The 13,041-nt window shown below is 47.0% G+C and carries 9 protein-coding genes and 1 pseudogene; all 10 read left to right on the top strand.

The genetic code is table 11. The features are described 5' to 3' along the window. The first annotated feature begins 105 nt into the window (after positions 1-105). The 10 genes and pseudogenes from ABGV42_RS08285 (at position 106) to ABGV42_RS08240 (ending at position 13,035) form a co-directional block, all read left to right on the top strand. Entirely contained in the window at positions 106-1,155 is a 1,050-nt protein-coding gene (locus ABGV42_RS08285; protein ID WP_347381251.1) for a 2,3-butanediol dehydrogenase, read from the top strand. A gap of 219 nt (positions 1,156-1,374) precedes the next feature. After that, a complete protein-coding gene (locus ABGV42_RS08280; protein ID WP_347381250.1) occupies positions 1,375-2,688 on the top strand; it encodes a hypothetical protein in 1,314 nt (437 codons plus the stop codon). A 255-nt stretch (positions 2,689-2,943) separates the two neighbouring features. Then, positions 2,944-4,047: an NADH:flavin oxidoreductase gene (locus ABGV42_RS08275; RefSeq protein WP_347381249.1), complete on the top strand. Its 1,104-nt coding sequence runs from the start codon at positions 2,944-2,946 to the stop codon at positions 4,045-4,047. A 379-nt stretch (positions 4,048-4,426) separates the two neighbouring features. After that, positions 4,427-5,773: a beta-N-acetylhexosaminidase gene (gene nagZ / locus ABGV42_RS08270; protein WP_347381248.1), complete on the top strand. Its 1,347-nt coding sequence runs from the start codon at positions 4,427-4,429 to the stop codon at positions 5,771-5,773. Between the two features lie 78 nt (positions 5,774-5,851). Further along, the gene (locus ABGV42_RS08265) at positions 5,852-6,556 is read left to right on the top strand and encodes a response regulator transcription factor (RefSeq protein ID WP_347381247.1); all 705 of its coding nucleotides are present in this window, start codon (positions 5,852-5,854) and stop codon (positions 6,554-6,556) included. Further along, on the top strand, positions 6,553-7,536 hold the full coding sequence (locus ABGV42_RS08260; protein ID WP_347381246.1) for a sensor histidine kinase: 984 nt from the start codon (positions 6,553-6,555) through the stop codon (positions 7,534-7,536). Before ABGV42_RS08265 ends, ABGV42_RS08260 begins: the two co-directional genes overlap by 4 nt. A gap of 277 nt (positions 7,537-7,813) precedes the next feature. Beyond that, positions 7,814-8,584, top strand: coding sequence for an ABC transporter ATP-binding protein (locus ABGV42_RS08255; protein WP_347381245.1), 771 nt, complete (start codon positions 7,814-7,816; stop codon positions 8,582-8,584). After that, positions 8,559-10,520 carry an ABC transporter permease gene (locus ABGV42_RS08250; RefSeq protein ID WP_347381244.1) on the top strand — a complete coding sequence of 654 codons (1,962 nt, stop codon included), beginning with the start codon at positions 8,559-8,561 and terminating at the stop codon, positions 10,518-10,520. Before ABGV42_RS08255 ends, ABGV42_RS08250 begins: the two co-directional genes overlap by 26 nt. Positions 10,521-10,710: 190 nt before the next feature. Continuing rightward, positions 10,711-12,149 (top strand): annotated as a pseudogene (locus tag ABGV42_RS08245) (4-hydroxyphenylacetate 3-hydroxylase family protein). 178 nt (positions 12,150-12,327) lie between these two features. Beyond that, a complete protein-coding gene (locus tag ABGV42_RS08240; protein WP_347381243.1) occupies positions 12,328-13,035 on the top strand; it encodes a response regulator transcription factor in 708 nt (235 codons plus the stop codon). Positions 13,036-13,041 lie beyond the last annotated feature (6 nt).

Here is a 13,041-nt window from a genome sequence, read left to right as displayed (position 1 = left end):
TTATTTATGGGAAAATGTGTTTGACAGACTATCTAAACTGTGACATATTTAACTACGGAAACGTTTCCGATTATATTCAAACCTATGATCTGGGAGATGAAATGAATGAAAGCATTACGTTGGCATGGTGTTAAAGATTTGCGTCTCGAAAATATCGATGAACCTAGCCCGGCACAAGGGAAAGTTAAAATAAAAGTGGAATGGTGCGGAATTTGCGGCAGTGACCTGCATGAATACACCGCAGGACCGATTTTCATTCCAGCTCAAGCACCGCATCCGCTAACAGGCGAACAAGCACCTGTAGTGATGGGACACGAGTTCTCAGGACAAGTTGTTGAAGTGGGTGAAGGTGTTACCCGTTTCCAAGCTGGAGATCGTGTTGTCGTAGAACCTATTTATGCATGCGGACATTGTGAAGCCTGCAAACAGGGGAGATACAATCTGTGTGATCAGATGGGCTTCCTTGGACTTGCTGGAGGAGGCGGAGGTTTCTCCGAATACGTAACAGCGGAAGAATATATGGTACATGCCATCCCTGACTCCATTTCTTACGAACAGGGCGCATTGGTTGAACCTTCTGCTGTTGCTCTGCATGCTGTTCGTCAAAGCAAGCTGAAAGTAGGCGATACTGCAGCTGTATTTGGTGCGGGTCCAATCGGTCTATTGGTCATTGAAGCATTGAAAGCTTCCGGTGCTTCCGACATTTACGTGGTGGAGCTGTCCGAGGAGCGCAAAGCAAAAGCCGAAGAGCTGGGCGCAATCGTTATTGATCCAACCCAGTACAATGTCGTGGAAGAGATTCATAGACGTACGCAAGGCGGCGTTAACGTTGCTTATGAAGTGACAGGTGTTCCACCTGTACTTCAGCAGGCGATCGACTCGACACGCATTGGCGGAGAGCTGATGATCGTCAGCATTTTTGAGCAAGCGGCTCCGATCCTGCCTAACTCCATTGTCATGAAGGAACGTACAGTGAACGGTATTATTGGTTATCGGGATGTATTCCCGGCTGTAATCAGTCTGATGGATAAAGGTTTCTTCCCGGCAGACAAGCTGGTGACCAAACAAATTTCACTGGATGAAGTGGTGGATCAAGGGTTTGAAGCTCTTCTGAAAGAGAAAAATCAGGTGAAAATCCTGGTCAAAGCCGAGTAGCAAAACACTCGGAAATCTTTCTATTTTCTTAAACGGTAGTATTTTGACTAAATAGAATACCCTGCGTAGGCAGCTCATCTTCGGATGAAGCTGTCTATTTTTGTTGAAACGGGCGGAATGTATTGCATGCTTGTTCTGTTTTACATAATATAAAAAGATACAAATTGTATCGTTTATATGAAAAGGCATTCATTATAAAAAGTGAAGGAGGAAGCGGGTATGCATAACAACACGAAATGGGCAGCTCTTATTTTGACCATCGTCGCAAGCGTGGGCTGGATGCTTACAGGGAGTGCCAAGCCCAAAAACAGTGACAAGGCCGAGCGCAAGCCGACGGTTGAACGGGCTATGGCGAAAGTATCCAATGTACCGATCACTTCTGCGGATGTGACAAGCAAAATAGAGCTGCTAGGACGACCATTTGCCAAAACGCCTTACGCCAATAATGTGTGGGATATGCAGTTGTACAGGGACAAAATATATTTGGGTCATGGAAACAGCAGCAATATGGGGGTAGCCCCGAACTCGGGTCCGATCCCGGTCATTTATTATGATACAGCAAGCTCATCGTTTAATAGGCAACCCGTCAGCAACAGCAATCCGGGAATTGTTCCATCGACCAAAATGGTTGTGGACGAGGAGCAGATTGATATCTACAAGGTACTGGACGACAAGCTCTATATTCCGGGGAATGATTCCGACGGGGAGCAGTGGAGTCTTGGAAACTTTTATCGGCTGGATGGGGATGTATGGACGAAATACCGCAACCTTCCGCTCGGTGTGCACGTTTATGACCTTGCCCTGTTTCAAGGCAAAATGTTTGCCGCTCTTGGAACAGAGGATAAGCCAACGATTCTGATTTCACATGATATGGGCGTAAGCTGGCAGAAGTATGCCAACATTAATACGTTTGGGCTGAGGGCGTATACCCTGTTTGAGCTGGGGGGCAAGCTGTATGCGTCCGGCATGATGTATCCGGCCAATAAAATCTGGAATGACAAGACCAATTTCCTGGAGATTAACGCTAATCTGGAGAAAAAGGATGTCATAATCTACGGCAACAAAATACTGCCGGGGCTGACCTATCAGCAGGGCACGATTCCGTATAATAAAATCGGGAAAAATGTTAACTTTGATAACAAGTTAGTCTATATCGCTGGCGGCGTATTCAATGACGGTCAACTGCTTCCCAAATCCTTGAATGTCATGACAGCCATTAATCAGGCTAGACGGGTGATTTTACCAGATGCCAAAGCGTTGCCAACAGACTTGCTTTTGCGTGACGGTAAAGTATATGTACTCACGTACACGTTCCAAAACAAAAACCTGTATATTAACCGAGTATACCAAACCACGGACCTAATCAATTGGCATGAAATTCTCCGGTTCAACCAGGATACGTATGCGAAGTCATTTGAAGAGCATGAAGGGGACTTCTATTTCGGTTTGGGTACTGACCCGGACGTAGTCTCACCTTCATCAGGCAAAATACTCAGAGTTCATCGCAACGATATTCCTGTGAATTCGGATTAAAAGGATGAAAAAGCAGGGAGTATATACTATGCTTCATTTTTATTTTTGGTTAACATGTAAAATGGTTAAAACGTAAACACAGAGCATACGCGTGCAGCAGAGTAATTGTAATGCCACTTGCTGCGGAGGTGCTCTATTTTTTTGTTATTACATAAGGAATCACTTCATTAGCGATTTGAAAATAAAACTCACAAACTATAAAATGGAAAGGTAATTGGGTTTTGACATTCCACAAGATAAAGGAGCGATAAACAAATGAATATACCTTCAGCGTTGTTTACACCCTTCACTTCAGACAAGCTTACATTGTCCAATCGGATCGTCATGGCACCAATGACTCGAGGTTTCTCTCCAGAGGGTGTACCCGGGCGGGAAGTTGCTGAATATTACCGACGCAGAGCAGCTGGCGGTGTAGGGCTCATTATTACGGAAGGGACAGGGATTAACCATCCTTCCTCTGTAAGCGGTGCGAGCATCCCGTTATTTCATGGTGATGAATCCCTGCAAGGCTGGTCGAATGTGGTCCAAGCCGTGCATGACGAAGGCGGTAAAATCATGCCTCAATTGTGGCATGTCGGCACGGCTCGTCGTACGGGTGATTTGCCTCATGCAGAAGCAGAGCCTGTTAGCCCTTCAGGCATCAGCATGGCAGGGGAAGAGAACAGGGAACCTTTAACTGAAGAAGAGATCCAAGGCCTGATACAAGCATTCGCACAAGCAGCTGCAGATGCGAAGCGGATCGGGTTCGATGGCATAGAATTGCATGGCGCTCACGGATATCTGATTGATCAGTTTTTCTGGGAGCACACCAATCGACGTACAGACAAGTATGGCGGTGACTTGGTCAAACGCACACGATTCGCAGTCGAAGTTATTGAAGCGTGCCGCCAAGCGGTGGGACCGGATTTCCCGATTGTACTTCGCTTCTCTCAATGGAAAATGGGCAATTACGATGCTCGGCTGGTGGAGACGCCGGAACAACTGGAACAGTTTCTTGCGCCCCTGACTGCGGCAGGCGTGGATATTTTTCACTGCTCGACGCGTCGCTTCTGGCTGCCGGAATTCGAAGGATCTGAATTGAACCTTGCAGGCTGGACACAAAAATTAAGCGGGAAACCTGCGATATCGGTTGGATCCGTTGGTCTGGAAGCCGAATTCGTGGATCGTTCTACCGAGAATCAGGGAACGGGCGAGGCTCACCTGGACCAATTGAATGCCAGGTTACAGAACAATGAGTTTGAGCTGATTGCTCTGGGACGTGTACTGCTTAGTGATCCGGAATGGCCTGCAAAAGTTCGTGAAGGACGCCAGTCCGAGATCATTCCATTTACGACTGATGTGTTGAAAACACTGAATTAGCACCCATTCATCTGCATATTCACCTCGTATGAAGACAAAAAAACGAGGTCATTTATCAACAACCTTGTGCCGCCGAAAGGCGGCTTTTTCAATTCATTATAATAATAATTTCAACATATGAAAAATTCATAATAGTAAACCATTTCTTGGCCGCAGTTACCATCCTCATTCATCCATACAACGCACACGCCGCTTTGTTGAAAAAAACATTAGGAACCATATTACACCTCTTAAATGCAAACATTTTTTGAGCAAATTAGACGCATTATTTCACTCTTTTAATCAAAGCAGGTGATTTTGAAAAAATAGTTACTTATGTTAATGTTATGCCTGAACATTACCGTACACATTCCAATATGAAATAGGAGGATGACTTTCCTTGTATGTACATAACGATCCTATGAAAAATAAACGAAGACACTCGGTGCAAATGTTGTTTCTGCTTGCTGCAGTCCTTATGCTATTGACGGCATGTGGAGAATCTCAGAAGCCCGGTTCCACGACGAATTCTTCTGCGGGCTCTAATTCGGAACAACCAGCTGTACCGGAAGGCAATAGTGAATCCGATGCGGAAGAAGATGCAGAGAACAATCAGCAGGATCATGCTCTCCCCCCGGAAGAGGCAGATCCGGTTCAGGAGCAGCTGGACCAGCTCTCACTGGATGAGAAGATTGGACAGATGATTTTGGCCGGGGTCCAGGGGACTACGCTGGATGATCAGGCCAAACAAATGATTGCGGACCAAAAGGTAGGCGGCATCATTTTCTATGGTAATAATGTGACGACTTTGCAGGGGACGGCGAATTTTATACAGTCCATTAAGGAAGCCAACCGTTCCAATCCGGTGCCGATCTTCATGAGCGTGGATCAGGAGGGCGGCAAAGTCAGCCGAATGCCGGAAGAAGTGGAGAGTATCCCTTCAAACGGTAAAGTCGGTGCGACGAAAGACGCCGAACTGGCAGAAACCATGGGTAAGCTGCTGGCGAGACAGATCCAACTTGCAGGCTTTAATGTGGATTTTGCTCCGGTATTGGACATCAACAGCAATCCAAACAATCCTGTGATTGGTGACCGCTCCTTTGGCAGTTCGGCGGAACTTGTGTCTCGTCTCGGCATCGCAGAGATGAAAGGTCTGCGCAGCGAGGGAATGATTCCGGTCGTGAAGCATTTTCCCGGTCATGGGGATACATCGGTGGACTCCCATCTGGATCTGCCCGTGGTGAACAAAACGGAGAAGCAGCTGGCCGAAATGGAGTGGATTCCATTTCAGGCAGCGGTGAAAAATCATGTGGAGGCCGTAATGGTGGCTCACATTTTATTCCCCAAGCTGGATCCGGACCATCCTGCTTCGTTATCGGATGTTATTATCGGTGAACATTTGAGAGGCCAATTCAATTATGACGGTGTCGTCATTACGGATGATTTAAGCATGGGTGCGATCGCCAAAAATTATAAGCTGAACGAAGCTGCGATCGCAACGGTTCAGGCAGGCAGTGATATTCTGCTCGTGGCTCACAGCTATGAAAGTGCCAAAACCATATTTGATACATTGAAAAATGCGGTGAAGAATGGCAAAATTACCGAATCTCGAATTGATGAAAGCGTGTATCGTATTTTGTCACTGAAGCAGTCGTACAAGCTGTCTGATGAGCAGCAACCATCCGGTGACCTCAAGCAATTGAACGCAGACATTGTGCATTGGCGCAAACAGGTTCATGCCGAGTAATCCATCCTGTGTTATGATTTTGGAATGAGAGAGAAGATACTACATTTCATTACTACAGGTTAGGGGTGCGCCCATTTTATGTATACAATAATGATCGTCGAAGATGATCCCAAAATTGCAGGACTGCTGAAATCCCATATTGAACGCTACGGGGACAGAGCCGTATTGGTTGAAGATTTTGAGCTGGTCGTACAGCAATTTGAGCAGATCCAGCCTCATGTTGTTCTTCTGGATATCAATTTGCCCAGCTATGACGGGTTCTACTGGTGTCGTCAGATTCGTACGATGTCCACGTGTCCGATTTTGTTTATTTCGGCCCGGAGCGGAAAGATGGATCAGGTGATGGCGCTGGAGAACGGAGCAGATGATTATATTACGAAGCCGTTCGAACATGAAATCGTGATGGCCAAAATTAAAAGCCAGCTGCGACGTGTATATGGAGATTACGCTGCGCGTGACGAAGAGCGCAAGGTAGAGCTGGAAGGGTTGACGGTATACCTGGAAAGACTGGAAATTCAGCTCGGTGATCGCAAAGTGCAGCTGACCAAGAAGGAAACAATTCTGCTTGAAACATTGCTTCGTCGCAGTCCGAAGCTCGTGAGCCGGGAGACCATTCTGGAGAAACTGTGGGATGACTCATTTGTAGACGACAATACACTCAGCGTCAATGTAACGCGTGTACGCAAACGATTGGCCGAAATAGGCATAACAGACGCACTGGAAACAGTGAGGGGTTCCGGTTATCGGTTGAATGCAAACTGGAATGCAGCTTCGCCATCATGAAACTGTTTATGAGAGAACACCTTGCTTTGACTTGTTGGGTGGTTGTCATCTTGCTTACCGTCGTCGGTGTGTTTTGGTATGACGGATACGACCATGTGTTGACGGCTGTCTATGCCGTATCACTGGGGTTATTTTTATATGCATGTTACCTGACGTACCGTTATATGTCACACCGGTCTTTCTATACCCGAATGACACAATCCATGAATTCGCTTAATGAATTTGTTCCATTGGAAGAGACCGTTCCCTTATCGGTGGCGCTGGAAAAACTGCTGGATTCGCAATATGGTCATTATCATGCCCATCTCCATCGTCTGGAGCAGCGTCAGCAGGAATATCTCACATTTATGAATCAGTGGGTTCACCAAATGAAAACACCTTTATCGGTGATTGAACTGACCGTTCAGGACCAGGAGGACGATGACCCACGTCTCAAGAGTATTCGTGAGGAAGCAGATCAGATGAGGCGCGGATTGGAAACGGTGCTGTATGTGGCCCGATTGGACACATTTGAACAGGACTTCAGTGTTGAACCGGTTACACTCAAGACAGCAGGCGAAGAGGCCATCCATGAGCTGAAGCGTTTCTTCATTCGCAATCATGTTTATCCGGAGATACAGATGGATGCTTCGCTGGTCGTACAATCTGACGCCAAATGGATTCGCTTTGTCATGGTCCAACTGCTCTCCAATGCCATCAAATACTCCTCTGGTAACGGACAAAAGATCTATCTGCGTGCATATGAAGCAGAACGGTCCATTATTCTTGAGGTTCAAGATCACGGCGCCGGCATTCCGAAGTCTGATCTGAACAGGGTATTCCAGCCTTTCTTCACTGGAGAGAATGGTCGTCATTTCAAGGAGTCCACAGGTATGGGGCTGTACATTGTGAAAGAGGTCCTGACCCGAATGAATCATCGGATCGATCTGGAATCGGTATATGGTGAAGGGACAACAGTCCGGATCACATTCAGTATCTAATGACTGAACGGTAGTCTTCTGTGATGTTTTCATCGAGAAGTGTTCAAGATTAATGACGTCTGTTACCCTCGGGTAATGGCGTCTTTTTTGTTTTATCCAAAGCAACCTTACAATTTTGTCATGCATGTGAAAGGTTAGGCCATAGGAGAATAGCCGAAACTTCGGGTAAACTGAAGTCAGAAGTCAGGGCATCAAGGTGCTAATGAATTGCCAATGAATAGATGCGTGTATGTCATGCTTGGCTCTAGTTCGATTTCAAAAAAAAGGAGTGGTACATATGGAAATATGCTCGGTAAAACAGATCAGCAAGATCTATAAAGGGATCGTCTCATATGAAGCATTATCGGGGATTGACCTCAGCATTCAGGAAGGCGAATTTGTAGGGATTATGGGCCCTTCGGGCAGCGGCAAAACAACACTGCTCAACATGATCTCCACGATCGACCATCCGACATCGGGAGAACTGCGTATTGCGGAAAAAAATCCGTTTGAACTGAACCAGGATGAGCTTGCGCTGTTCCGGCGCAAAGAGCTGGGTTTTGTTTTTCAGTCCTTCAATCTGTTGAATACCCTTACGGTCAAGGAGAACATCGTGCTGCCGCTTACGCTCGATGGAACACCGCTTGGGGAGATGAACGCTCGTGTGGAACGTCTCGCAAACAAGCTGGGGATTGAGGGGATTCTGGACAAGCGGACCTATGAGATTTCAGGTGGACAGGCACAGAGAACGGCCATTGCCAGAGCACTGATACACTCGCCCAAGCTGATATTGGCGGATGAGCCAACAGGCAACCTGGACTCGAAGGCGGCACGTGATGTCATGGAAATGCTGGAGCTTCGCAATCAGGAGGATCAGGCGACGATGCTGCTGGTTACACACGATGCAGTTGCAGCGAGCTACTGCAGCCGGGTCGTCTTCATCAAGGACGGCAAACTCTATAACGAGATTCACTACGGCGATAACCGGGCGGCTTTTTATCAAAAGATTATTAATGTGTTATCCCTAATGGGAGGGTCAGGACATGAATTTTCGCCAGTTCGCCATTAACAATGTGGTTCGCAACAAACGGATTTACTTAGCTCATTTTCTGAGCAGCACATTTTCCGTCATGATATTTTTCACATATGCATTGCTACTGTTTCACCCGGATTTGAAGGATGGCTTGAGGGGATCAAGTGAGACGGTTACTGTGCTTGCCAATCAGGGCTTTATGATCGCAGAAGTCATTATTTTCATCTTTTCATTTCTGTTTTTGCTCTATTCGGTCGGTTCTTTTCTGAAAACACGCAAGAAGGAATTCGGTATATTCCTGATCATTGGGATGACACGTAAACAGATGAACCGGCTTCTGTTTATGGAGAACATGTGTATCGGGATCGCCGCCATTGCAGCGGGTATTGGACTGGGAATGATCTTCGGGAAATTGATCCTGCTGATCTGTGGTTCCCTGCTGGCTGTTGAGAACAGTCTACGATTTTATTTTCCATTAAAAGCAATTGCTCTGACAGCTGTCGCATTCCTTATTCTGTTTGCTGTCATTGCACTGTCTTCTTCTCTGCTTATCCGCAAGGGAACGCTGATTGATCTGGTGAAATCGGAGGAAAAGCCGAAACCGGAACCGAAGGCATCACGCTTGCTCGCGTTTCTATCCGTGTTGTTGATTGGCGGTGGCTATGCAGGGGTGTTCACTTTTGTGTGGGTGACGTACTCATTCCCGCTGCTCCTGGGGAGCGTCGTTATGGTTATCGCGGGCACGTACCTGCTGTTCACGCAGCTCAGTGTGTATGTCATTCGGGCACTAAAACGAAATCAACGTTTGTTTTTCCGTAAAACCAATGTACTGTTTCTATCCGAGCTTACGTATCGCATGAAAGACAATGCTGTCATGTTTTTCATGGTAAGTGTCATCTCAGCCTCGGCATTTACCGGCATTGGCACCATGCTGGCGATCGCTGATCCAGGGTTGTCGTCGATGACGAACCCGTATGCATTCACTTACACGAATTCATGGGATACACCTGAGGCAGAGGGGGATATCAGACAGATTGAGGAAACGCTTGTTGACCATGAGGTCCCCTATGTAAAAGGCAGTTACACCCAGCTGTATGAGAATAACACTGGCAGCAATATCATCAAATTGAGTGAATACAACCATCTGGCCAAGGCCCTTGGTTACGAAGAACGCACGTTGGATACGGAAAATGGGGCCTTTATGACTCCATCGAATCTGACAGCACGCAAAGAGCTGCGTAAACAAGTGGAGCAGGGGTTCTCACCAACACAGGTCGATCTTGAAGTTGAAAATTATCATCAACAGGTTCAGCTGTCTCCTCCAGCTACCGAAATCGTTATCCCTGTTGATTTCAAAGTGGACATCTACGTCATTTCCGATGAATTGTTTGAAAAGATGAAGCGAGCGTACAATGAATTCCTAGACTTGAGTGAAGATTACTATTCCAATAAAATGACTCAATTTGTGGTGGAAGACTGGATGGGCACGCGGGCCTTCGCCCCTGAACTGGTTAATTCGATTCAGGATCAGCCGCGTACGAAAGGCTACTTCATGTTCAGTGCTCTCGTTGTGGACTGGCTGAATTCGAAACAAACCAATGGGATCATTTTGATCCTGAGCGGTCTGATCGGTATTGTCTTCTTTACCTTTGCGGCAAGCTTTACCTATTTTAGACTCTACGCGGATCTGGAAAGGGATGAAGCACAGTATCGCATGATTGGCAAGATGGGACTCAGTCGTCCTGAACTTCGTAAAATTGTAACTCAGCAGCTGCTGCTTATGTTTTTCCTACCATTACTCATAGCTTTGATTCATAGTTCGGTAGCGTTTGTGGCGCTGCAGCAGTTGGTCGATTTTTCGGTTATGGGATATAGTCTGCGTATCTTCATCGTATTTGCCTCCATGCAGATCCTATACTTTGCACTTGTGCGCTGGCGGTATTTGCGTCATATGTATTCCAAATTAATCTAAACTGGCATAACGTAGGCAAACACCGGACGCTCCGTTCGGTGTTTGTTGACTTTTCTATCCGGGAAACAGTACTATTTCGTTAGATACAAAGTGTATCACAGTGTGTATCTTACATAACTTCAGTATATGACAAATGTATTTTGAGATTGATAGCCATAGTAGGCTTTTTGCCTGAGAGGGAGGACGTATAATGAGCATCACGATGTCTCGCGGACAAGCTTACATACACCGATTGAATGATGAGCGAAACGTATGGCTGGATGGCAAGCGTGTCCGGGTAACCGAACATCCCGCCTTTCAGGGAACATTGAAGACCATTGAGAATTTGTTCGATTTGGTTGATGAACCGGATACAAGAGAAACGGTGGCCTATTGGGATGAACAGACGGGAAGTTATGTGCATCAGGCCTTTCGGGTGCCTCATTCATCTCAGGATATCAGCAGCAGAGCAGCAGCCTTTCGACTCTGGTCTGACCGTACCTATGGAGTCATGAGCAGACTGTCGGATTATGCTCGGTCCCGTCTAGCCGGATGGTATGCCACGCGTCAAGATATGGCATTACATGATCCCATGTATGCAGATAAAATAACAGCCTACTATCAGGAGGCCAAACGAAAAGATGCATTTCTGACGATTGTCCAGCGTGACCCGCAGATCAACCGATCCCTGCCTGTTGGGGAGGATGAGGATGCCATGCTGCGGATTGTGAGAACCAACTCGGAAGGAATTATTATTCGGGGGGCCAAGATGGTAGCGACTGGGCTCCTTATGCAGATGATATCATTGCGTATCCGATTCAGCGGATTCCGGGGCATCTGCCGGAACTGGCTCATATGGTGATTGTTGCTGTGGGAAGTCCGGGGTTACATCTGATATGCCGGGAATCTTTTGCTGCTCCGCAATTGGATTATGCTCACCCTCTCAGTGCCCGTTATGATGAGATGGATGCTGTATTATTTTTTGATGATGTATTGGTGCCATGGGAGCGTGTGCTGCTGCACAACAATCCGGAAGCCGTGTGGCAGGTCCGCTGTAACGCAGCCTCATCCAGTCTGGCCTACCATCAGAGCATTATTCGGCTGCACTCCAAGCTGGAGTTTATCACCGCCGTCACGGCAGCCATAGCGCAGGAGATCGGTGTGGATTCATTCCTGAATGTTCAGGAACAACTGGGAGAGATGATCAGCCAGATGCAGACGATTGAAGGCCTGATCGTTGCTTCTGAGGCGCAGGCGCAGCCGGATTCCCATGGCAACTGGCTCCCGTCGTTCAAATACATTGAGACAGCCCGGAATTTGGGCAGCCGATATTACCCGCGTGCGGTTGAAATATTGAAAACCATTGCTGCCGGTGGCCTGATCCAGATCCCTTCGGGTACATTTGATTTGGATGAAACCGTAGGACCATTGATGGCCAAATACCTTGGGGGAGTCACGTTGCAAGCTCCGGAGAAAATTCGTCTGTTTCAGCTTGCTTGGGATCTAACCGGAAGTGCACTCGGGGCCAGGCATGACCTCTATGAGCGTTACTACGCCGGTGATCCGGTTCGCAACCGTGCAGGCCAGTATTTGCAATACGACAAACAAAGTCTGAGCAAAAAGGTTGAACCTTGGCTCCATATGAAGTAATCATTGAAGCATCAGAACCATGCAGACATAGGATGGAAACAAGAGCCCCGGCATGTGACTGGGGCTTTTATTTAGGTTATCTTTAGATTTGATTTAGGTTGAATTAAGAGACGTGGTATATAGTAGAGGTACATGTAAAAGAATACACAGCCGATAATGAAGAAATGAGAGGACTAACATGAGATACACCGTATTGATCGCAGATGATGAACCGGAGATTGTAGAGCTGCTTCAATTGTACTTGGAAAAGGACTATGACATCTTGACCGCCTCGAACGGCGCGGAGGCGCTGCTGTGCATTCAATCTGCCACGGTCGACCTCGTCATTCTGGATATTATGATGCCCGTAATGGATGGTCTTCAATTGATCAAGCAAATTCGGGCAACTCATCATATGCCTGTTCTGTTTCTATCCGCGAAAAGCCAGGATCATGACAAGATTCTCGGACTTGGACTCGGTGCGGATGATTATATTTCGAAGCCGTTTAATCCGCTGGAGATTGTTGCTCGTGTAGAGGCCTTGTTAAGGCGCGTGAATCAATTTGATGCTCCTGAACTAGCTGCGCCGAAAGAGACCAATCTTGTTCTCGGCGAACTTATGCTGGATCGTTCCAAATGTATGCTTTTCCGATCGGGCAAACCAGTGACCCTAACTTCCACGGAATACAAAATTGTGGATCTGCTGCTGGAACAGCCTGGCCGGGTATTTACACGCAAGAAAATATACGAGGCGGTCTGGGGAGACTATTACGCGCATGAGGACAGTACCATTATGGTGCACATCAGCAACATTCGGGAGAAGATCGAACGCGACTCCAGACAACCGGAATACTTAAAAACGATAAGGGGACTTGGATACAAAATTGAAGCGCCAACGGAAAGCTAGAGAAAA

This window comes from Paenibacillus pabuli (assembly GCF_039831995.1).
Classification (GTDB): Bacteria; Bacillota; Bacilli; order Paenibacillales; family Paenibacillaceae; genus Paenibacillus; species Paenibacillus pabuli_C.
This window is presented reverse-complemented; position numbering and strand designations above follow the sequence as displayed.

What these genes read in the sequence shown, in the direction of transcription:
- ABGV42_RS08285 (WP_347381251.1), top strand. Translation starts at nt 106, where the DNA reads ATGAAAGCATTACGTTGGCATGGTGTTAAAGATTTGCGTCTCGAAAAT.
- ABGV42_RS08280 (WP_347381250.1), top strand. Translation starts at nt 1,375, where the DNA reads ATGCATAACAACACGAAATGGGCAGCTCTTATTTTGACCATCGTCGCA.
- ABGV42_RS08275 (WP_347381249.1), top strand. Translation starts at nt 2,944, where the DNA reads ATGAATATACCTTCAGCGTTGTTTACACCCTTCACTTCAGACAAGCTT.
- ABGV42_RS08265 (WP_347381247.1), top strand. Translation starts at nt 5,852, where the DNA reads ATGTATACAATAATGATCGTCGAAGATGATCCCAAAATTGCAGGACTG.
- ABGV42_RS08260 (WP_347381246.1), top strand. Translation starts at nt 6,553, where the DNA reads ATGAAACTGTTTATGAGAGAACACCTTGCTTTGACTTGTTGGGTGGTT.
- ABGV42_RS08255 (WP_347381245.1), top strand. Translation starts at nt 7,814, where the DNA reads ATGGAAATATGCTCGGTAAAACAGATCAGCAAGATCTATAAAGGGATC.
- ABGV42_RS08250 (WP_347381244.1), top strand. Translation starts at nt 8,559, where the DNA reads ATGAATTTTCGCCAGTTCGCCATTAACAATGTGGTTCGCAACAAACGG.
- ABGV42_RS08240 (WP_347381243.1), top strand. Translation starts at nt 12,328, where the DNA reads ATGAGATACACCGTATTGATCGCAGATGATGAACCGGAGATTGTAGAG.